The 21,833-nt window shown below is 38.9% G+C and carries 23 protein-coding genes and 2 tRNA genes; 8 read left to right on the top strand and 17 right to left on the bottom strand.

All coding sequences use genetic code 11. The features are described 5' to 3' along the window. The first annotated feature begins 2 nt into the window (after positions 1 to 2). Positions 3 to 812 (top strand): zinc ABC transporter permease subunit ZnuB, encoded by an 810-nt coding sequence (znuB, locus tag ACYU0V_RS17605; protein ID WP_461848451.1) that lies wholly within the window; start codon positions 3 to 5, stop codon positions 810 to 812. A 1-nt stretch (position 813) separates the two neighbouring features. Here znuB and ACYU0V_RS17610 read toward each other — a convergent pair whose 3' ends face one another. Next, positions 814 to 1,440 (bottom strand): LysE family transporter, encoded by a 627-nt coding sequence (locus ACYU0V_RS17610; protein WP_005071994.1) that lies wholly within the window; start codon positions 1,438 to 1,440, stop codon positions 814 to 816. Positions 1,441 to 1,598: 158 nt separating this feature from the next. On the opposite strand from ACYU0V_RS17610, the gene ACYU0V_RS17615 reads away from it, so the two are divergent. Beyond that, positions 1,599 to 2,519, top strand: a complete 921-nt coding sequence (locus tag ACYU0V_RS17615) for a Dyp-type peroxidase (protein WP_063097935.1) — start codon at positions 1,599 to 1,601, stop codon at positions 2,517 to 2,519. Positions 2,520 to 2,563: 44 nt separating this feature from the next. Here ACYU0V_RS17615 and ACYU0V_RS17620 read toward each other — a convergent pair whose 3' ends face one another. Continuing rightward, entirely contained in the window at positions 2,564 to 4,261 is a 1,698-nt protein-coding gene (locus tag ACYU0V_RS17620; protein WP_057105003.1) for an NAD-dependent malic enzyme, read from the bottom strand. A gap of 494 nt (positions 4,262 to 4,755) precedes the next feature. On the opposite strand from ACYU0V_RS17620, the gene argS reads away from it, so the two are divergent. After that, a complete protein-coding gene (gene argS, locus ACYU0V_RS17625) occupies positions 4,756 to 6,546 on the top strand; it encodes an arginine--tRNA ligase (protein WP_104080461.1) in 1,791 nt (596 codons plus the stop codon). Positions 6,547 to 6,704: 158 nt separating this feature from the next. Then, positions 6,705 to 7,319, top strand: a complete 615-nt coding sequence (locus ACYU0V_RS17630; RefSeq protein WP_005804763.1) for an SPOR domain-containing protein — start codon at positions 6,705 to 6,707, stop codon at positions 7,317 to 7,319. 39 nt (positions 7,320 to 7,358) lie between these two features. On the opposite strand, the gene ACYU0V_RS17635 is transcribed toward ACYU0V_RS17630, so the two are convergent. From ACYU0V_RS17635 to guaA, 7 genes are all read right to left on the bottom strand, one after another. Further along, positions 7,359 to 8,027 carry a glutathione S-transferase family protein gene (locus ACYU0V_RS17635; RefSeq protein WP_033851013.1) on the bottom strand — a complete coding sequence of 223 codons (669 nt, stop codon included), beginning with the start codon at positions 8,025 to 8,027 and terminating at the stop codon, positions 7,359 to 7,361. A 113-nt stretch (positions 8,028 to 8,140) separates the two neighbouring features. After that, positions 8,141 to 8,548 (bottom strand): OsmC family protein, encoded by a 408-nt coding sequence (locus tag ACYU0V_RS17640; RefSeq protein WP_002114081.1) that lies wholly within the window; start codon positions 8,546 to 8,548, stop codon positions 8,141 to 8,143. Next, positions 8,545 to 9,492: a pirin family protein gene (locus ACYU0V_RS17645; RefSeq protein ID WP_262467903.1), complete on the bottom strand. Its 948-nt coding sequence runs from the start codon at positions 9,490 to 9,492 to the stop codon at positions 8,545 to 8,547. Before ACYU0V_RS17645 ends, ACYU0V_RS17640 begins: the two co-directional genes overlap by 4 nt. Before the next feature lie 158 nt (positions 9,493 to 9,650). Beyond that, on the bottom strand, positions 9,651 to 9,956 hold the full coding sequence (locus tag ACYU0V_RS17650; protein WP_461848457.1) for a DUF3861 domain-containing protein: 306 nt from the start codon (positions 9,954 to 9,956) through the stop codon (positions 9,651 to 9,653). 60 nt (positions 9,957 to 10,016) lie between these two features. Continuing rightward, positions 10,017 to 10,523 (bottom strand): PadR family transcriptional regulator, encoded by a 507-nt coding sequence (locus ACYU0V_RS17655; RefSeq protein WP_060466364.1) that lies wholly within the window; start codon positions 10,521 to 10,523, stop codon positions 10,017 to 10,019. A gap of 225 nt (positions 10,524 to 10,748) precedes the next feature. After that, positions 10,749 to 11,093, bottom strand: a complete 345-nt coding sequence (locus ACYU0V_RS17660) for an SMI1/KNR4 family protein (RefSeq protein WP_060466363.1) — start codon at positions 11,091 to 11,093, stop codon at positions 10,749 to 10,751. 172 nt (positions 11,094 to 11,265) lie between these two features. Then, a complete protein-coding gene (gene guaA, locus ACYU0V_RS17665; protein WP_002114136.1) occupies positions 11,266 to 12,834 on the bottom strand; it encodes a glutamine-hydrolyzing GMP synthase in 1,569 nt (522 codons plus the stop codon). A 385-nt stretch (positions 12,835 to 13,219) separates the two neighbouring features. Between guaA and ACYU0V_RS17670 the strand changes: the two genes are divergently transcribed. Next, positions 13,220 to 14,437, top strand: a complete 1,218-nt coding sequence (locus ACYU0V_RS17670; RefSeq protein ID WP_171056882.1) for a DUF445 domain-containing protein — start codon at positions 13,220 to 13,222, stop codon at positions 14,435 to 14,437. A 65-nt stretch (positions 14,438 to 14,502) separates the two neighbouring features. Here the strand turns inward: ACYU0V_RS17670 and ACYU0V_RS17675 are convergent, their stop codons facing one another. Further along, positions 14,503 to 14,940, bottom strand: coding sequence for a DoxX family protein (locus ACYU0V_RS17675; RefSeq protein ID WP_214286653.1), 438 nt, complete (start codon positions 14,938 to 14,940; stop codon positions 14,503 to 14,505). A gap of 194 nt (positions 14,941 to 15,134) precedes the next feature. Between ACYU0V_RS17675 and ACYU0V_RS17680 the strand changes: the two genes are divergently transcribed. Beyond that, positions 15,135 to 15,776 (top strand): DedA family protein, encoded by a 642-nt coding sequence (locus ACYU0V_RS17680; protein WP_005071971.1) that lies wholly within the window; start codon positions 15,135 to 15,137, stop codon positions 15,774 to 15,776. An 8-nt stretch (positions 15,777 to 15,784) separates the two neighbouring features. Here ACYU0V_RS17680 and ACYU0V_RS17685 read toward each other — a convergent pair whose 3' ends face one another. The 5 genes from ACYU0V_RS17685 to ACYU0V_RS17705 form a co-directional block, all read right to left on the bottom strand. Continuing rightward, positions 15,785 to 16,375, bottom strand: a complete 591-nt coding sequence (locus ACYU0V_RS17685) for a LysE family translocator (protein WP_017399730.1) — start codon at positions 16,373 to 16,375, stop codon at positions 15,785 to 15,787. A 214-nt stretch (positions 16,376 to 16,589) separates the two neighbouring features. Further along, positions 16,590 to 16,976: a hypothetical protein gene (locus tag ACYU0V_RS17690; RefSeq protein WP_002114091.1), complete on the bottom strand. Its 387-nt coding sequence runs from the start codon at positions 16,974 to 16,976 to the stop codon at positions 16,590 to 16,592. Between the two features lie 10 nt (positions 16,977 to 16,986). After that, on the bottom strand, positions 16,987 to 17,829 hold the full coding sequence (locus ACYU0V_RS17695) for a ParA family protein (RefSeq protein WP_005071966.1): 843 nt from the start codon (positions 17,827 to 17,829) through the stop codon (positions 16,987 to 16,989). A gap of 76 nt (positions 17,830 to 17,905) precedes the next feature. Continuing rightward, complete coding sequence (locus tag ACYU0V_RS17700) at positions 17,906 to 18,298, bottom strand: SirB2 family protein (protein WP_005071964.1); 393 nt, start codon at positions 18,296 to 18,298, stop codon at positions 17,906 to 17,908. An 11-nt stretch (positions 18,299 to 18,309) separates the two neighbouring features. Next, on the bottom strand, positions 18,310 to 18,618 hold the full coding sequence (locus ACYU0V_RS17705) for a BolA family protein (RefSeq protein WP_002114074.1): 309 nt from the start codon (positions 18,616 to 18,618) through the stop codon (positions 18,310 to 18,312). A 230-nt stretch (positions 18,619 to 18,848) separates the two neighbouring features. Between ACYU0V_RS17705 and ACYU0V_RS17710 the strand changes: the two genes are divergently transcribed. Together ACYU0V_RS17710 and ACYU0V_RS17715 are read left to right on the top strand one after the other, a co-directional pair. Beyond that, a tRNA-Gly gene (locus tag ACYU0V_RS17710) sits at positions 18,849 to 18,924 on the top strand. Between the two features lie 45 nt (positions 18,925 to 18,969). Further along, a tRNA-Gly gene (locus ACYU0V_RS17715) sits at positions 18,970 to 19,045 on the top strand. Positions 19,046 to 19,208: 163 nt separating this feature from the next. Here the strand turns inward: ACYU0V_RS17715 and ACYU0V_RS17720 are convergent. Next, positions 19,209 to 19,970, bottom strand: a complete 762-nt coding sequence (locus tag ACYU0V_RS17720; protein WP_199114059.1) for a 4'-phosphopantetheinyl transferase family protein — start codon at positions 19,968 to 19,970, stop codon at positions 19,209 to 19,211. After that, positions 19,963 to 21,828: an alpha/beta fold hydrolase gene (locus ACYU0V_RS17725; protein WP_461848464.1), complete on the bottom strand. Its 1,866-nt coding sequence runs from the start codon at positions 21,826 to 21,828 to the stop codon at positions 19,963 to 19,965. The genes ACYU0V_RS17720 and ACYU0V_RS17725 overlap by 8 nt, the downstream gene beginning before the upstream one ends. Between the last annotated feature and the right edge of the window lie 5 nt (positions 21,829 to 21,833).

Genomic DNA, 21,833 nt, shown 5'->3' on the forward strand with positions numbered 1-21,833 from the left:
CCATGATGGAATGGTTACAACTATTGTTACCCGCATGGATTATGGGAACTCTACTAGTATTTTTAACGGCACCTCTGGGTTGTTTAATGCTTTGGAGACGAATGTCTTTTTTTGCTGACACGATGGCGCACGGAACACTACTTGGGGTAGCTATTGCGGGAGCTTTAAGTCTTCCATTATGGCTTGGTGTTGCAGGTACAGCGGTTTTACTGGTAGGCGTTTTATGGGCTTTACATGACAACCGTTTACCCAATGATGCTCTACTAGCCTTATGTTCAGCAACATTACTCTGTAGTGGCCTGTTGTTTATTCAACATGTTCCAAGTTTAAGGCCAGAGCTTTTAAGTTATTTGTTTGGCGATTTACTTAGTATTGATTGGCCAGATCTTCCTGTTTTCACTTTAATTATTGCGATATCACTCGTAATTCTTTACCGTTTTTGGCAGCCACAAATACAGTTTGCAATTGATCCAGATATCGCAATTAGTGAAGGGGTGAATGCAAACTGGCAACGCCTTATTTTTATGCTGTTATTGGCTTTATTTACAGTTTTAGCTTTGCGTGCTGTAGGTTCTTTGCTAATGGGTGCATTACTCGTAATACCAGCCTTAAGCGCTCGTCTATTGGCAAACTCACCAAAGCAAATGGTTATTTGGGCATTCGTGTTGGCCCAGGTTGGTGTTAGTGTCGGCTTATGGTCAAGTGCAGCACTTAATATCTCTACAGGTCTTAGTATTGTTTTATGTATGGCATTAAGTTTTGCTGTTATTTTTATAACTCAAAAACTAAAAAATCAGACGCAGGCGGCCTAAGTTAGGACGCCTGATGAACTGTGCTCAATAATAAAGCCGCACAGCTAAACATCACAGCAAAGCCCCGATTTAAATATTTTTGTTGTCTAGGGGATCGAAGTAATCTTAAAACCTTAGATGCAAGCCCCGTATATCCAGCCATTACAATCAAATCGATCGTAATCATAGTGGCCGCCATAATTAGATATTGTATCCATTGAGGCTTACTCAAATCTAAAAACTGCGGCAAAACTGCCAATAAAAATACGATCGCTTTAGGATTACTAATATTGACTACAAAACCATTTAATAGCAGAGCTAAAGCAGATTTATCTCTTTTTTCTTGTTGAATTTCTATATCTTTTACAGGTGCTGTCCACTGCAAATAGGCTAAATATAATAAATAGGCTACGCCAAACCACTTAACCGCCTGAAAAGCTAAAGGAGTTGTGGCAAATAAGACCCCAACACCTGCTGCCACCACCATAATTTGAAGCACCAAGGCAACTTGCAAACCGATTGCATTCCAGTAACCATGTCTAAAACCATAGTTTAGACCACTCGACATTGAGGCAATAGCTCCCGCACCCGGAGAGACACTAATGACCCAACAGGCCAACATATAGGCAAACCAAACTTGCAAAGACATAGTAAAAATAGACAATAAAAGTGGAATTATACTGTTTTATAAAACTATATTGATGAGAATTCAAACAATAAAATCAAGAAATAGACTACTAACCGCTCTTCGCATCAGGCACAATAATTAAAGCTCATACTAAATTATAATTGAGGAGATACCTTCCAATGACTGCTCAATCTGTCATTTTGCCGTTGCCATCAGATCATGCCCGATTTATTGTTCTTCGTTTAAAAGACTTATCAATTGATGAATTAAAAGAACAACTCGAAGCGTTGTTTGAAACACGCGACCGTCTCATTACTCAGCATTCAGACGCGCAAATTAAAACAGCAGTCGCTTTTGGTCCAGAACTTTGGAAGCAACTTTACAGTCAATCTCCTGCTGGCTTTAAACAACTTGAACCAGAAAACGGCGCATTCAACATGCCAGCCGTTCCCGCTGATGTCCTCATCCATATTGCTAGTATGCGTTCTGATATTTGTTTTGCATTAAGCCAAGCATTTTTTGAAGGTATTAAAGATAAAGTTGAAGTTCTTGATGAGCGTGTTTGCTTCCGTTATTTCGATGGTCGCGATATTACTGGCTTTATAGATGGTACTGAAAACCCTCAATTTCCAGATGACCGCGCGGAAACAGCCCTACTCCCAGAAAGTGCTGGAGTATTTGCAGATGGTAGTTTCATATTTGCACAGCGCTATGCACACGACTTAGAAAAATGGAAAAAACTAAAAGTTGATGCTCAAGAAAATGTCATGGGTCGTACTAAGCTTGAGTCAATTGAACTTGATGATGACGTTAAACCAGAAAATGCTCACGTTGCCCGTACTGTCGTTGAAGATGAGGAAGGCGAAGAAATGGAAATCTTGCGCCATAGCCTACCTTATGGCGATGGTCGAGGCGATCAGGGCTTATTTTTCATTGCCTATACTAAGGACCTCGCCATTATTGATGCCATGTTAAAGCGTATGTTTGGTACAAGTGGAGATGGTATCCATGATCGCTTATTGCATTTCGTGACTCCACTTGATGGCGCATATTACTTTGCACCTAGCGAAGAATTGCTAGAAGAAGTTTTAGAAGACTAAAATAAAAAAGAGGAGCTTAAGCTCCTCTTTTTACGTTCTCAACCTTAGAAAGGAATACGCTTATATTTGCGGTATTCAGGTTTCCAGAATGATTGATCAATTTTTTGCTGTAGCAAATCATCACTAATCGTTACTGCCACGCCATCTGCCATAGCAGCTTTCGCAACTTCAAATGCAATCACTTTAGAGACTTGCTGAATTTCACCTAAAGGTGGTAATAAATCAGCTTGCGGATCTTTTAGTAGAGGTGAGCAATTCGCTAAAGCACTACTTGAAGCCATTAACATATTTTCAGTAACTCGTTTAGCACCCGATGCCACCACACCCAGCCCAATGCCCGGGAAAATGTACGAGTTATTACACTGAGAAATATTATAAAGTTTGCCGTGATGATTCACAGGAGCAAACGGACTACCTGTTGCGATTAACGCTCTACCTTCAGTCCACTCCACAATATCTGCTGGCACAGCTTCAACACGTGAAGTTGGGTTAGACAATGGCATGACAATTGGTCGTTCACAATTCGCTGCCATGGTTTTAATAATCTCTTCGGTGAACAGACCCGGTTGACCAGAAACGCCAATTAACACTGTAGGCTTAGCATTTTTAACAACATCAAGGAGTGAAATCACTTCTTCAATATTGCCCCATTGATCAACCACCTCAGCTTTTTGGGCTAACTTACGTTGGAAGTCTAGTAAGTTTGGCTGATTTTCGGTAATCAAGCCAAAACGATCCACCATATAAACGCGTGCACGTGCTTCAGAATCAGTCAGACCTTCAGCAACCATTTGTGCAACGATTTGCTCTGCAATACCACATCCCGCAGAGCCTGCACCTAAGAAAGCAATTTTTTGATCTTTTAATTGCTTGCCTGCTGCACGACTTGCAGCAATCAAACTACCTACAGATACCGCTGCTGTTCCTTGAATATCATCGTTAAAACAACAAATTTTATCTCGATACTTTTCTAAAAGCGGCATCGCATTTTTTTGTGCGAAATCTTCAAACTGAATTAACGCTTTTGGCCAACGACGCTTCACAGCCTCAATCACCATATCGACAAATGCGTAATATTCATCGCCACTAATACGTGGCTGACGCCAACCCATATAGATCGGATCATTTAACAATTGTGGATTATTCGTCCCTACATCAATTGTGATTGGCAATGTATAGGCTGGGCTAATTCCACCACAAGCGGTGTAAAGTGAAAGTTTCCCAATAGGAATACCCATACCACCAATACCTTGGTCACCAAGACCTAAAATACGTTCACCATCAGTAATGACGATCACTTTTACATTATTTTTATTTACGTTTTGCAAAATATCATCAATCACATCACGATCTGGATATGAAATAAAAACACCACGATGACGACGATAGATATCGGAGAAACGCTGACATGCTTCACCCACTGTTGGGGTATAAATAATCGGCATCATTTCTTCAAGATGATTTTCGATTAAATGATAGAACAAGGTTTCGTTGGTATCTTGAATATTACGCAAATAGATATGACGATTGATATCATCAGTAAAAGCGCAATATTGCTGATAAGAGCGCTGGCTCTGCTCTTCAATAGTTTCAATAATATGGGGGAGTAAACCGTGTAAGTTAAAGTTACTTCTTTCTTCTTCAGTGAAAGCCGAACCTTTATTTAAGAGTGGTAACTCTAAAAGTGTAAAACCTGCATATGGAATATAAAGGGGATGTTTACTTGGGTGTCCTGATATCATTGCCTATCTCATTTTCCAGCTTAGAGTAGAGAAAAACACGTTTTGTATGGTCTCTAAAACTCTTTGTGCGTATAAGCTTAAGCCTAATTCGATCAAAATAGATATTTTAAACCGTGATGTTAAAATTAAACACTATTTAGTTAAAACATGTTTAAAAATAAATAATAAAAATCAGTATCTTAATATTTTTATGATTTTAAAAATTTCTTTTATTTTCTCAACTTTAAAAGCCATAATTATATGATTTAGCGGCATCAGGTATTTCCTCAGGAAATAATATTAAATTAAACACGTAATTTACTCACAAAAACTGCCCAGAAGGCTTGTAATTCATTATTTTCAGAATAGTAAGGCGATTCATCAACCGACATTCATTTAAAAAATAATCATCAGTAATTTGCATAAAGAATTATTGGAATATTAAATCCCCTCCCCTAAGTCATCGGAAATTTGCTATATTTGACGTTTTTCTGCGACATCTATTTTCGATTGATATGAATACGGCAATACAAGCAGCTCTCGACCATGCAGTGCAAACTCTTCAACAAGAAGGGGTGCTTCCTTCCGACTGGAAAAACACAAGCAACTTAACACGCACCAAAGACCGAAGCCATGGCGACTTTGCTTCTAATATTGCCATGATCGGCTCGAAAGCTGCTGGTATGAAACCACGTGATTTAGCCGAGAAAGTTCTAGCTGCATTACCAGAAGTGGCAGATATCAGTAAAGCTGAAATCGCAGGACCTGGATTTATTAACTTCTTTTTAAATGCAGATCAGCGCTTTGCTATTCTTGATCAAATTCAAGCACAAAAAGAAATTTTTGGTCGTAGCCAAGCAAATGCAGCGAAAAAGATTCAAGTCGAATTTGTTTCTGCAAACCCTACGTCTAGCCTACACGTAGGTCATGGACGTGGTGCGGCATACGGTATGACTGTTGCTAATTTACTTGAAGCAACGGGTGCTAAAGTTGACCGTGAGTACTACGTGAATGATGCTGGCCGTCAAATGGATATTTTGGCGACTTCTACTTATTTACGTTATTTGGAACTACTTGGACAAAACCTTGTATTCCCTAAAAATGCTTATCAAGGCGATTACGTTAAAGAAATCGCACAAGGCATCATTGATAAAGATGGTGATGCTTACGTTCGTGAAGTTGCGAATGTTTATAAAGATGTACCAGAAGATGTGCAATATGCTGAAGAGCTAGATAGCGAAGGCAACAAAGTTGTGTTATCTGGTGATAAAGAAAAGCATATTGATGGCCTTATTGCCAACTCACAACAATTATTGGGTGAAGGCTACCGCGTATTTCATCAAGCTGCCCTTCACGCCATTTTAGATGACATTAAAGATGACCTTGCTGACTTTGGTGTAACGTTCAACCAATGGTTTAGTGAAGCATCTCTTAGTGCAAAAATTGATGAAGCTTTAGAAACACTTGATCAACGTGGCTTCCTTTATGAAAAAGATGGCAACATCTGGTTCAAGTCGACTGAATTTGGTGATGAAAAAGACCGTGTTGTTAAGCGTCGTAATGGCCAAACGACTTACTTTGCATCTGACATTGCATACCACTTAAATAAACTACAACGTGGTTATACTGACCTAATCGATATTTGGGGTTCTGACCACCATGGCTATATTTCTCGCGTAAAAGCGGCGATTGATGCAATGGGTTACGACTCTAAGAAATTGACTGTTCTTTTAGTTCAGTTCGTAAGTTTATGGCGTGGCGGCGAGATGGTTCAAATGTCTTCTCGTTCAGGTCAATTCGTGACTTTACGTGACTTACGTAAAGAAGTAGGCAATGACGCAGCTCGTTTCTACTACGTAATGCGTAAGAGTGAACAACACATCGACTTTGACCTTGACCTTGCTGTGTCACAAAGTAAAGACAATGCTGTGTACTATATTCAATATGCACATGCACGTATTTGCCGCATGTTAGAAAAAGCAGCAAGCACAAACTTACAATTCGATGTAAACACTGCTCGCCCACATGCAGCACGCTTGTCTCTTGATGCAGAAACCGAGATTCTTGCTAAACTGGCAGCTTATCCAGATGCAGTGTTGCGAGCGGCAAATGCCTATGAACCACACCAAGTTGGTAATTACTTAAAAGAGTTAGCTGCCCTGTTCCACGGTTGGTACAATGAACATAAAGTATTAAGCGATGATGCAGAGCTTACACAAGCCCGTTTATTGCTTTCAATCAATGTACAACAAGTGCTTCGTAATGGTTTAGAATTACTTGGTGTATCTGCACCAGAATCTATGTAATAAATATATTGCATGACAGCAAAACAAAGGTCATGCAATATATAGTAAGCGGTGGTTTGTATAGTTAAAATACCAATACGAACCACTGTTTTTTAGCATCGTAAGACGAGACTCAAACTCGAATTAAAAAACAATCAAAATACAGAGGAATAATCCACGTGTTTGGCAAAACGCAACGCGGTGTATCTGAAAGACCTAATAAGCCTAAAAAGCCCCTAATTCCTAAATGGTTAGGGACACTTGTCGCTATTTTAGCGGTCTTATGTATCGCTGTAATGCTTATGCTTTGGAAACCTTGGCAACCTGTTCCTGCGAAAAATCAGATTACTTCTGAACATTATCAAGAAGAAGATACTAATAAAGACTATCGCTTCTACGACCTATTGCCTCAACAACAGGTTACCCCTATTCCTGAACAAGCGATCCCTGAAAGCAAAAATCAAGGCACTGCTATGATCGTTGAGGCACCAAGTACCACTCAACCAGCTGCCTCTGAAAGTGTAGGAATTGACCCGAATCAGTCAGCTACAACTCCTCAGCAACCTACCTATATTTTACAAGTTCGTAGTTATAATGATCCTGATCAGGCTGATGCCCGCCGTGCAGAAATCATTTTAAATGGCTTATCTGCTGATGTAGTCAAAAGTACTGAAAACGGACAAACATGGTATCGCGTTATTTCTGGACCGTATGATACTCAAGACGCTGCCTTGGCTGCTCAGCAGACCTTACAACACAGTGGTATTGACTCAATCGTAATCAAACGCAAGTAAAATGAAAATAAAAAGGAACAAATATTTGTTCCTTTTCTTTTAAATATCAGCACAATTCCTTTCATTAGAACCAATTCCCTTTTGTCTCGCTTTTTGAAACGCAGGTCTTTGCTGAATACGGTGTAAAAAAGCTTGAATATGAGGGTATTTACCCTGTAAGCGAGATTGTAAAGCTTCCAAAGGAAAGCTCATTTGAATATCAGCGAATGAAAAATCACCTGCAAAATATTCATGCTCTGCCAAATAGTTTTCTAAAAAACTAATATGATCTTTCATACGTGGTCGAACAAAATTTGCCTTCACCCCTTCCGTGATTTTTTTAGCTACTGGTTGAATTAACCATGGCACATGCTTGTTTACACTATTCATGACCAAAGTCATGACTAATAACGGCATAAGTGAACCTTCTGCATAGTGCATCCAGTAAATATACTGCTGTAAATCTTGTGGCTCTGTAGGTTTAAATTGTTGCTTCTGATCATAACGCTGCTGTAAATATTCTAAAATCACAGCAGATTCTGCGATGACTTGTTCATCATCAGTCAAAATCGGAGCTTTACCTAAAGGATGAATACATTTCAATGTTTCTGGAGCGGAATAGTTAGGTAGACGTTGATAATAATGAATATCATAATCTAAGCCCAACTCTTCTAAAGCCCATAGAATTCGAAACGATCGCGAACATTCCAGGTGGTGTACACTAATCATGTTATTGCCTGCTTTTATTTTTCTTTTTTACATAAAAAACAGCATGTGAACATGCTGTTTTATTCCATTTGTGGGATGGATATAAAATCATCCACCTCAACAAAATAGCATTTTTACGCTGTAACAAGCACAGTATGAATGTCTAAACTACGTAACAAAGTTTTAGTGACTGGGGTTTTACCGCATACCGCTAAGATTTTTTGTTGAAGCTCTTCGTTTGGCAAGTCTTTAAAAACAATACGACGTTCTATATGTTCTTCATGTTCTCTATTGGTATGAAAATCGATTTCAACCGAAAACTCACCAAAATCATAACCCTTATGCTTTGCGTACATTCTTAAAGTAATGAGCGTACACGCGGCTAAACTTCCAGTGAGCAAATCATATGGCGCTGGGCCTTGATCTTGCCCTTCTAACTTTTCTGGCTCATCACAAAAATATTGGTGACGACCACTGGTGATTTCGCCCTTCCATTGTTCAGCAAGGGGCTTTGCTTTACTGCTTGCGATTACTGCTGTCATTTTGATGCTCTCATTTGATCTGGAAGAACAGGGGCTTCTAAACGTGCACCAACATAATCTGGAATTTCACCAAAACGTGCATCATGGTTAATCCATTGCTCACGGGCTTCTTTTAAATCATCCATTGTACGTGCAACAAAATTCCACCATAGCAAAATTGGTGTTTCAAACGGTTCACCGCCAATCAAAAGGATACGATTGCCTTTTTTTACTTCAATCTCAATTTCACTCAGTCCAGTATCCAAAACAACCATGTTGTCAGCAGTTAACTCATGACCATTTACATGGGCAACACCTTCTAATGCCATAAAACCATATTCATAATTAGGATTTAATGGAATACGAGTTTTCGTATCTTCGGTAGCAATTAAGTCAACACCCACTAACGGCGTATGTACCAAGACTGGAGAAGTAGTTGCCAAATATTCACCCACAAGCACGGTAAACTCTAGACCGTCTTTCTCAACAACAGGCAGTTCAGGATAATGTTCAAATTTCGGATCCATGTTGCGCTTAGCATCTGGTAAGGCAATCCAGAGCTGAGCAGCGTGCATTTGAGTTTCTGTATCAGGTGCAACTTCTGTATGTGAAATTCCGTGACCTGCCGTCATTAAATTAACTTGTTTAGGTCGAATCAGTTGTTTTGAACCTAAGCTATCGGTATGCATCATGGTGCCTTCAATCATCCACGTGAAGGTTTGCAAACCAATATGAGGATGAGGACCAACATCTAAACCATCACCCGCCGGAAAAGTTACTGGGCCCGCATGATCTAGGAAACACCACGCACCAATCATTCGTTTTTGTCGGCTAGGTAAAGCCCGCTTAATGACTGTCCCCTGTCCAATTTCAGCAGAGCGAATTGGAAATTCCTGAATAAACTGATTGGCAAATTTTTCGCAATCCTTTGAATCAGAAATATCGTAATCATTATTATTGCTCATGATATTACTCTCTTTTACCTATGCTTTTGCAATGAGTCGTTGTAATGATCTTAACAATACACTCATTATTCAATATAGTCTTTTAGTAATACACAGGGTGCTATGAATGAGACAATCCATTTTTTAATTATAGAAAAATAAAAGCTGCACTGAGCAGCTTAAGTTGATTGAGTTTTAACGAGCTGTTTTAGGTTTTTCATAAATTGACCAAATTGTGGGAGAAACTCTTGAAATAGTGGATGGTCTCGATTTTCTAACATGACTTCACTAAATAACTTCAAGCCAACACCAAAAGATTTTGTTGTTTCATCATCAAAAAAATCTGCTTTTTTTAAGCGTTCAACAATTTCAAAAATATCGTCATGATTTCCCGCATAGAACCCAAGGCGTTCAGTATAAGTAGAGGCCTCTCCTTTTGCATTTTTTAAGTGTTGTACCGTGACATGATATTGATGTTGTTTCATATATAAATTCTCTTTTAAAAATTAATAACTTTGAAAAATTTCAACTTGTTTAAGGTCGATTTATAGCCGCCCAATAGCAACAGCAGCCTGATCAATTTTTTCGGCAATTTGATAAATCTGCTCTTGTTGGAGACCTGCCGAGTTCAACTTCAAACGCAAGGCTGTTTTTAGGTTTTCCATTGCACGATGAATTTCGATTAATTCATCATTACTGTGAATTTCACGTCTAAGGCGTAATTTTTCTAATAACTCTTTCAACTTGTCTTGTTGTTCAGCTAAGTAAGCTTTCCCAAATTCCGTGATTTGATATTGCTTACGCTCTACATCCAGTAAATTAATCAAATTCATTTCTTCAAGACTGGTTAATGTTGGATAAATTGTTCCTGCGCTTGGCGTATAGCCATCGCCTACCAAATCACTTATTTCTTTAATGATTTCATAGCCATGCTTTGGGCTTTGCTGAATAAGGTGGAGTACCAAAAGTTTCATGCGTCCAGCTTCAAAAAGTCTTCCACGGCGTCCCGAACGATGATGTTCAGCATGATGCTGTTCTGATTGTTGTTTCATCTTTTAAGATCCAAAATGATCAATTTATAATTATTAAGATATATCTTAGTATATCTTTGATCAAGTAAAAGTAATAAGAGTTGATCTATTGCTTTGATAGTTATAAAAATTAATTTTGAGCTTTAAAAGCTAAGTAATAAAAAAGAGTGCTTAAGCACTCTTAAAAACCATTCTTATAAACCAACCTTGGTTTATTTATCTTATTTAAAATTCATTTGCCAAAAGCTAAATTTGGCATCCAGCTTTAAACCAGTTCATTAAGGAATCACTAATTTTACTCATGTCATTAGGATCCATGCTGCCTTGATCTACGGCAAAAACACCTGTCCCTAGAAATGGTATAAGAATTGATATTCCACCACTATCATCACCTATGGCTAAATAATCTCCAGCATACTTTTGCACTTCAAAAGTTTGATTTCTTTCAAAAACCTCATCAGAAGAATAAATAACTACGCCACTTTCAAATAAAAAACCATTTGAAAATTTTAATAATTCAAAATATATATCTGGTAGTTGTCTATGGAAATCTCTTTCAATTTTTGCTCTTATTTCATTTAATAGGGGCATAACCTTTAGACCTTAAAATTAGATAAAACCAATCCAGCATATAAAATTATAAAATATTATATTCAACCCTCTATATACAGTTCCTTGAGCTAATAAATTTACTCTTATTAAAATCGTTAAGTAATAAAAAAGGACGCTAATGCGTCCTTTTTTAACAACAACTAGAGGAAAATTATTCCCACTCAATCGTTGCTGGTGGTTTAGATGACACGTCGTATACAACACGTGATACATCTTTAATTTCATTCATAATACGCGTTGAGATTTTATCAACCAATTCGTATGGTAAATGTGCAAAACGAGCTGTCATAAAGTCAACCGTTTCAACTGCACGAAGCGCAATTACCCATGCATAACGACGACCATCACCTACAACACCAACTGACTTAACAGGTTGGAATACGGCAAACGCTTGAGCAGTTTTATCATACCAACCGCTGTCACGAAGCTCTTGCATGAAGATGTCATCAGCAAGACGAAGAATATCAGCATATTCTTTCTTCACTTCACCCAAAATACGAACACCTAAACCTGGGCCCGGGAATGGATGACGGTAAATCATGCTATGTGGCAAGCCAAGTGTAGTACCTAATTTACGAACTTCATCTTTGAACAAGTCACGTAAAGGTTCTACCAATTCAAATGCTAAATCTTCTGGTAAACCACCCACGTTGTGGTGTGATTTAATTACGTGTGCTTTACCTTGTTTGCTTGCAGCAGATTCGATTACGTCTGGGTAAATCGTACCTTGTGCCAAGAATTTCACACCATCAAGTTTACGTGCTTCTTCAGCAAATACTTCAATAAACTCGCGGCCAATGATTTTACGTTTTTTCTCTGGATCAACTTCACCAGCCAATGCAGTTAAGAAACGTTGTTCAGCATCTGCACGAATAACACGGATACCCATGTTTTCAGCAAACATTTGCATCACTTGGTCACCTTCGTTTAAACGAAGTAAACCGTTATCAACAAATACACATGTTAGCTGGTCGCCAATTGCTTTGTGTAAAAGCGCAGCAACGACAGATGAGTCAACACCACCTGAAAGGCCTAAAAGAACTTTTTCATTACCGATTTGTTCACGTAATTGTTCTACACGTAAATCGATGATGTGTTCAGGTGTCCAAAGGCCACCACATCCACAAATTTTATGAACGAAGTTTGCAAGTAACTCTTCACCTTTTGCCGTGTGTGTTACTTCTGGGTGGAATTGCACGCCATAGAAACGACGCGCTTCATCACTTACAGCAGCAACTGGACAGCTTGGTGTGCTTGCAGTAATGGTAAAGCCTTCTGGAATCTGGCTAACTTTGTCACCATGACTCATCCAAACATGAAGTTGGTTTTCACGGTCTTGTAAGTTACCAATCAGTTGGTCGCGTTTAACGATATCAACTTCGGCATAACCAAACTCATGTACAGTACCCGGCTCAACTTTACCGCCTAACTGTTCAGACATGGTTTGCAAGCCATAGCAAATACCCAATACTGGAACGCCTAACTCAAACACTACTTGTGGTGCGCGAGGGCTGCCTTCTTCATGCACACTCTCAGGTCCACCTGACAAAATAATGCCATTTGGCTTAAAAGCACGAATGTCTTCTTCAGACATATCAAAAGCATACATTTCAGAGTAAACACCAGCTTCACGTACACGACGTGCAATGAGCTGACTATATTGAGAGCCGAAATCCAGAATCAGGATACGATCTTCAGTAATTTGAGTATTGGTAGTCATGACAAACCACTAAATGGCAAAAGAATTAAGCGCGCCATTTTAACATTTTTCGCGCTTCGGCGCACCGCAAATCATCATATATCTTATTTTTTTCATATCAGAATCATTTCTATAATTGGATTGTTTGATATAAATCAAAATTTACTTATATTTATCAACTGTATGGGTTACGCTTAAAAACTCCATGTGTATTGATAAATTCATCACATTCTATGCAACATCACCTTGAATTTGATGTTAAGATGAGCCGATAAAACAGGCATTACCATGGAAAGGTAGATACCATAAGCGATATTTGTCTGTGCTTAAACAATTATCCATTTTTATGGCTTGTTGCCCCCTATCAAAATCAATAGAAATCTAAGGAACAACAATGCTTCAAACTATGATTGCAGATTTCCAGCAACATTTTTGGTTGTATATCTCTATTCCTTTTATGAGTGGTTTAATTGGCTACATCACCAAGGTAATCGCCATTCAGATGATGTTTTCACCACTTGAGTTTAAAGGCATTAAACCATTTCTAGGTTGGCAAGGCATCGTGCCACGCAAAGCCGAGAAAATGGCAACAATTGCTGTTGAGCTCATGACAGCCAAACTCATTAAACCTGAAGAAATTTTTGCACGCCTAGATCCTAAACGTATTGCCAAAGAAATAGAAAAACCACTGCTTGCAGCAGCTGAAGATATTACCCGTGATGTTGCGCAAGAGTATCAGCCGGGATTATGGGAAGGCATGCCAGAGTTTGCACGTCAAAGACTCATTCGTCGTGTGCAATCAAAAGCACCCGAGATTGTTGAACACATCATGAGTGAAGTACAACGTGATGTGAACCGATATTTTGATATTAAACATCTTGTTATTAGCAACTTGCTTAAAGACAAACGCCTACTCAACAATATTTTTAAACGAGTGGGTAAACAAGAATTTAAATTTTTTAGTAATGTCGGATTTGTATTTGGCTTCGGTATTGGTGTGATTCAGATGCTGTGCTGGATTATCACGCAAGGTAAATACCCTTGGATGCTGCCAATGTTTGGCGGCTTTGTGGGGTTTTTCAGTGACTGGATTGCATTACAAATGATGTTTAGACCACTATACCCTAAGAAAATATTGGGCTATACGTGGCAAGGTTTGTTTATTAAACGTCAAAATGAAGTTGCCGCCGACTATGCTGCGCTCATTTCTAAACAGCTTCTGACTTCTCGTCATATGATGGAAGAATTATTTTCTGGTACACATTCTGCGCGTGTTATTGATCTGGTTAACCGTCATGTCAAACAAGAAATTGATATGCAAGCAGGTGTAATTCGTCCACTTGTTGTTTACGCAATTGGCGGAGAAAAATATCAGGATATGAAATCGCAAGTTGCTGAACGTATTATGCAACGACTTCCAGAGACGATGAAATACGTAGAATCTTATGCAGAAGATGCTATGAATATTCGTAGCACACTCATTGAACGTATGCAAAAACTAACACCATCTGAATTTGAAGGTATGTTACGCCCTGCGTTTAAAGAAGATGAGTGGGCACTTATTGCAGTAGGTGCAGTACTTGGTTTTGTTGTTGGGGAATTACAAATTCAGTTCATGCTCTAATTTTACGTCCCTAGAAATAAAAAACCGGATGAGTTGATCATCCGGTTTTTATTTTGTCTTGAATATTATTTCTCGATTGCATGATCCAAACTAATACGTCCAGCGCCATGAAGCATCAGGAAGAATAAACCACCTGCCATTGCAAGGTTTTTCATGAAATGGATGCCATTGTTATATTGCGCTGCTGCATCAGCACCACCTTGGTGGAATAAAAATGCAGTAAGAATACTAAAGATTCCAAGTCCAAAAGCCGCAAAGCGTGCTTGGAAACCAAATAACAAGGCTAAACCACCACCAAACTCAACCAAGATCACTAAAGGAAGAATTCCTGCTGGAACCCCCATTGCTTCCATATATCCAGCAGTTGCTGCATAACCGGTAATTTTCCCCCAACCTGCAACAAGGAAGATATAAGCCATAAGAAGACGCGCAATAAGGCTAATGAAACTGTCTGCACCTGATTGCGTTACGATATTTTTGACCACTACATTTGGATTAAACATTTTGCCACCTTTATTTAAATGCTTATTTATTGATGAGCTCATTCTAGGTTTGGGACATTGATAATTAAATACTCAAAATCCATATATATCGTTGCACAAACAGGATGATCAATTTGTATATTTTTGATGTTTTATACTGACTTTCTATAGGGTCACTGCTAGGATTTGAGCACGGTTTACCACTTAATCATCTCATGGAACTTCTTGATTTTATTCTACACGTTGATCAACATCTCGCCGAGTTTATTACAAATTACGGGACGTGGATTTATGGCATTTTATTTTTAATTATCTTTGTCGAAACCGGTTTAGTGGTTATGCCGTTTTTACCGGGAGATAGTTTACTATTTGCAGCTGGTGCTTTAGCAGCATCTACAGGTGCGATGGATCCATGGTTATTGGGTGCTCTACTCTTCATTGCTGCCGTTTTAGGCGATACAGTGAACTACCATATTGGTCGTTTTATCGGTCCACGTGTATTTGAAATGAATTCACGATTCATTAATAAGCAGCATTTAATTAAAACTCAAGAATTCTTTGCTCGTCATGGTGGCAAAACAATTATTTTTGCTCGCTTTGTTCCATTTGCCCGTACTTTTGCCCCTTTTGTTGCGGGTGCTGGTAGCATGAACTATAAGTTTTTCTTAACTTATAATGTGATTGGCGCATTTTGTTGGGTCGCTTCTTTTGTGGCGTTAGGCTATCTATTTGGAAATATGCCAATCGTTAAAGACAACTTCACTCATCTTATTTTTGGCATCATTATTATTAGTGTTTTACCGGGTATCATCGGCTTTATACGTGAAAAACTAAAAAGCCGGAAAACCAATGCTTAAGGCTTAATTTAGAAGAAACGGAATACCACTGGAAGCATACATAAAATAAGCAACATAGCCGATCCTTTATATAAATGATCGGCTTTTATTTTTTGTACTGGACCCGTTAATAGTGCACGTCCAAAAATCATCCAGAAGCTTGCAGCTGGAATGAGCGTCAATGTAAAAACACCAAATACCATTAGACAATTTTCAGGCGAATTCCATGTTTCGGCTGGAAAAATACCTGCGGCAAAAAGTAAGGATTTCGGATTTTTTAAGGTTGAGAAGAATAATTGACGTGGGCGAATATTACGGTGAGTTTGACTAAATTGTTGTAAATGGGTAGTTTTCCATAATCGGAATGCCATCCAGAACACATATGCCACACTTGTAATATGCAAAATGAGCAATAGCGCAGGCCAAACTGGAGCTGCCAAATGAATAAATACAGCCCAGAAGCTAATGCCATAAGCATAGCCTAACCATTCCATTGGAATAAGCCAAAAAGCTTTAGATAAACCTTGAGAATGAGCTGCGGTTGCAAGTAAAGCATTTGTCGGCCCCGGAATTAGCAAAACAGCCAACATTGCTAATACAAAAAACCAACTCTCAATCATAAAGTTTCCATAATATCCAAGATGGGGCCACCTTAAACGAAACAGGCAAAATATAGCAAGTTCATGAGGCTTATTGATTACAGAAAATACAGGTTTTTAGAAGCTTAAAAACTAATAACTAATTTATTTATATTGATTTTATTATGAAACATTTTGCTAAACTTTATTCATCACAACATGCCTTAATTAGCATATTGTGATGTAAAGTTGACTGTTAATTGGTCTTTTTACGAACAATAATTGGACAATTCTTAAACTGAGCAGCCTGAACAATTGCTTCTTGTTGGCCTAAAACACGTGAAAGTTCGGTGTTTTTCGTTGAAGAAGACTGTCCCATATTTACAGAAATAGATGGACCGAAGCCCCAACCACCTCGTCCCCAGCCACCGCCGAGTCCAAGACCAACACCCATACCTGTACTTTTTGGAGTTTGCACTCCATTGTCGATATATTGCTGAATACGGTTATATTCACTTTGTAGCTGTTGGCAACTCAAAGATTGATATTGTGTCGGAGACACATAAGTCGGTTTTACCGTTGTAGCACAAGCGCCAAGAAGTAAAGTGGCTGCCACTAAAGGCGCAATATATAAGCCTTTCATCATTTTTCTCTTATCGTTTTGGCTCAATCTCACCAAACAATGTCTCATACGCTTGAGTCAATTTATGTTCGGGTGCCAAATGGGCCAAAGGTAAATTTTTCTGATGCGATTCTTTCATCAAAATCGAAGGCGGTAACATGCTATTGAGTACAGGCAACCCTTCATCTTTTAACTGCTGAACCACTTCCCGAGGTAATTTTGCTTGGGATTGGAATTGATTCACCACAATTCCTTCAATTTCCAAGCGATCATTATGATCATCTTGCGTTTCGAGAACATTTTCAATCAATGTTTGTAACGCACGCTTTGAAAAAACATCACAGTCAAAAGGAATAAGTACTTTATCTGCCGCAATCAGAGCAGAGAGAGTAAAAAAGTTAAATGCTGGCGGTGTGTCTATATAGATACGGTCATATCGCCCGACTAAGTTTTGGATCGAATCACGTAATTTATAAATTTTATGTTTACTTTCAAGCGCATGTTCAAGCGCACCCAGTGTCGGACTTGCTGGAAGCACATCTAATTTTGCAAAAGGAGTTGAATGAACAAAACTGTCGAGATCTTTATTTCTTGGAGCTTTTAAAATTGAACCTAATGCATTACCGATTAGACCTTTTTGTTGATTGTTGCCCAACACATCATCAAAGAAATTTTCGATATTTGGCTCTAAAATTGATTTTTCAGCAGAATAGGTTGCTTCGTCACCTAAAAGATACTGACTAGAATTGGCTTGAGGATCAAGATCGATCACCAATGTTCTTAAGCCATGTTTGGCACTAATTGCAGCCAAATTTACAGTAATACTTGATTTCCCTACACCGCCTTTTTGGTTAAACACCACACGAGTTAACATGTTTCCCTCTGCATATTATTTTACTGTACGCAGTTTAACCTAGAGCTTAATCAAAAAGGCAAAGAATGTAGAACAATTAAGCAAAAACAGGTTTCACAATCACTAAGATAATAATAGCAATAAATGCAATCGCACTAATGACCAAACCTGCACGGCGCTGTGCCAATAAAAGAGTGTCATCTTTTTTAAAGGCTTTCATCAGGGAAGATAACAACACTAAAAATAGAATAATTTTAGCGTAAAACCACGGTTGTACTTGAAAGTCTTTCATGACTAACAAAATTGCACCCGTAATGAAAACCACGGTAAATGACAAATGTTGTAAGGCAACTAATACTTTACGCCCTGCTGGATTGGGTTGTTCACCTTGAACACCTATAAACAGAGTTGAAGCGCGTAAAACAAAGACCATAAGTGCGGCAGCTACCGCAGTCATATGAATAATTTTAGTGAGTAAATGTGCATCCATGAAATTAACCCTTAGCTTTTAGGTGCATGTGCACATTCTGGGCTAGCAGGAGCTTGACCTTGCCACTCACTTGGCAAATAAGCATGAATCGCTAAAGCATGAATTTGGCCCGGATTCATCAAATCAGAAGCTAAGGCATATACTTTTTGATGACGTTGAACCAAACGCAATCCATTAAATTCGTCGCTCACTATAATCACTTTAAAATGAGATTCTTTACCTGGAAAATAACCACCGTGCCCAGCAGACTCATTAATAACTTCCAAATGGCTAGGTGCAAGTGTTTGTAACCGTTCAATCAACTGTTGTTCAAGGCTCATAGCTTTTCCTTTTACGATTATTCGTATATTTGAACCTAGTATACCTTGTCTACACACAAACAAAAGTTGCTCTTGTATGCTTTGACTTCAAACAAAATGTCTATTTATTCGGCAACTTAACAATAGAAATACCGCTAAATGCTCATTTCTGTTTTTATTTTATGCAATCAGCATAATTATTTGCATAAAGTTGTTGACCCTTGTTTTGCTTAATGTATTATAAGCGGCACGCGGGAATAGCTCAGTTGGTAGAGCATAACCTTGCCAAGGTTGGGGTCGCGAGTTCGAGTCTCGTTTCCCGCTCCAAATTGGTTTTTTTTGAGAAAGTTTTAGTAAAAACTGCTTATATATGCGGGAATAGCTCAGTTGGTAGAGCATAACCTTGCCAAGGTTGGGGTCGCGAGTTCGAGTCTCGTTTCCCGCTCCAAATTTAAAAGGCCCTAGTCGAAAGACTGGGGCTTTTTTCTTTTTATCGATCCATGATTTTACGTTCTATCGATTCACAACATATTTTGAGAATAGCTCAGCTCAAGGCCGAATATTTCATTAATAGACTCAGATTTTTAAACCATTAATTGTATCGAGTTAATCTAGTTATATTTGCAGTGTACTGGTGTTATCCGATGCGTAGATATACATGGCACTAATTGAAAACAATCCAGATCAAATCTTTCTTGGGCAAGAAGCTGCTGTAAACAGATTGAAAAGATAAAGTTATGATCATAGACATAGCTTTGGAAATAATATTCTTCTGTCTTTTGAATATCACGCGTTGAATCGAGAAACTCTATATGTTCAGCTAACACATGAAAGTTGAGCTTCTTTAAATGACGACTCATTCCTTCGCCAGTACATTTAATATAGGATTCTTTTAAGGTCCATATTTGAAAAAACCGTTGATATACAGTGGATGGATCAATCCTTTCATTTTCCTGAATCCATTCAATTTCACTTGGCGCTAACACGCTATCGACACGCATCCAATCGAACTCACAGTCCACCCGTTCAACATCGACTCCTATTTCCCCTTCTTCAGTCACCGCAAGAACAATAACGTCTGCTGAATGACTAAGATTGAAATAAACAGCTTTATTGCCTTGTACAAAAGGTTTGCCGTTAGGTTGTAATTGAATGTTGACCTCATGGGGTGAAATACCCAACTTATCTGATAAAACAAACTTCGTTAAGACACGAGAGATTAAGAAAATTCGTGCCGCATGAGGATGATATTGATCATATCTCAACTTTTCTGCCGCATTGAGAAAGCTGAGATAATGACTCAATATTAAGTGGTTTTGTGGCACCCGTGAAACTGGGCAGACATAAACCTGTACTTTGGAAATATCAGACATCACTGAGCTGTGCTGTGGTGCTGATGTATTTGGTTAGAACTGGTGTGAGATAATCATAAACCGCTTCTACATGAGTAACGTGCGGATTATGGCCTGCGCCAGCAATGATATGTACAGGAATATTAGGACTTATTGTAGTAACAATTGGGTCCTTCTCCCCAACAATGATTTCAACTTTAGAGCTAAGCTCATTTAACAAAGCTGTTTGAGATGCTCGTTGCTGAGGCAAACTAATACGGTGCATATACTCACTAATATGCTTGGCTACCGACACCCGGCGTAATGAATCCATCGCATAACCAACAGATGGATTTTTTTGTCCCTCTGGATGTAAGTCTTTAGCAATCACATCTTTTGGCACAAAACGGAAAATGAGATTAGATATAGCTTGTATCTGAAACATTTTGGCAGCCTGTGCCTGAACAAAATAAGGCGATATGAGAATAAGGCGTGCAACTTTATCTGGGTATTTCTTTGCAAGGCTCAATGCAAAGAGACATCCTAACGAGTGGGCAATCACAACACTATTTGGCGCTAAAAGCTTTGCAGCAGTATCGATAAACTGATGATTGTTGTCCTCCATCACCTCATAACTACCTGAATGCCCAAGTCCGGGCAAGTCCATCATAGCGACCTGATCATATGTAATTTTATTTATGATTGGAAACCAACATGCGCTATCGAATGGAATGCCGTGTAAAAATAGTGCGGAAGATTTTTCTGAACCAACAGGCTGTTTAGTATAGATTTCTGTCCAATATCGGTTCTGATAGCTAAAAGAATTAGGTGTTGGAGCTTGCATACGACCAAAGCGTGTAAGCACCAAACGATCAATCCAGCGAGAAAAATAAGGCATGATATTGATCAGGTCTGCGATGCCCATCTTCGCCGCCATCGCCTCAGCCCCAGCAACATGATAGTGCTCGGTAGAAATGAAAGCGAGCTGCTCTTTTGAGCCACCAAGCAATGCCTCAGGTAGTTTCTCTAATAGACCTTTGGGTACTTGTAAATGTGGTGAGCTAACCCCTAAATGCTCAGCAGCGAGATGAACTAGACGATGAAGTTTTGGTGTCGCAGGATCAAGCAACATATACTCCTGGGCAATCGTCTCAGGATAAGACATCGTTCGGATCAAGAAGCTCACGATATATTGCATATTGCACAGTGGCAGGAATGTATCGCGGCCACCTGGTAATGCCAGCAGACGTCCCTGATATAGCTTATCGATCATGTCAGCGACACCAATGTATTGCATATCGCCATAGTTATAAAAACCATCAATGACTGTCGCCGGATTTATTGCGGTCCATGGCACATTTAAACGCTTACAAGCCTCAATAAAAGCTTGATGTCCTAAAATTTTCGAAGCCTCATAGCCACCATGTTTGCAATACAACTCATCAGCCGACTCTTGCGGTGGAGTAGCAACACGATATCCACCAATCCAGATAAATCGCTCAAGCTGCTTCAATGTTGCCGCCCATTCAATCAAGGCAAGGCCAGACTTAATATTCGTACGCTCAGCTTCAGCTTTACTAATGCCCCAATTAAATGATGCAGCAAGATGATAAATCACATGGATCTTTGTCTGAGCATCTGCTAGCAAAGAGTCCAGCTTAAAGTCACGGTTTAAATCATATTCAACAAACGAAATAGATGGATCAACTAACCCTTCTGTTGCAATAAAACCTAACAGCTTATCTTTCTTGGTTGCGGCATTGCGCAGTGCAGCAATCACCTGATGACCTTCACGCAGAAGATCAACGATCAGTCTACTGCCAATGAAACCCGCCGCACCTGTTACTAATATGGTCTTCTGTGAAAAATTATCTTTTTTTGCGTTATTTAAATTATCCATATATC

It is taken from the genome of Acinetobacter sp. X9, from assembly GCF_054889255.1.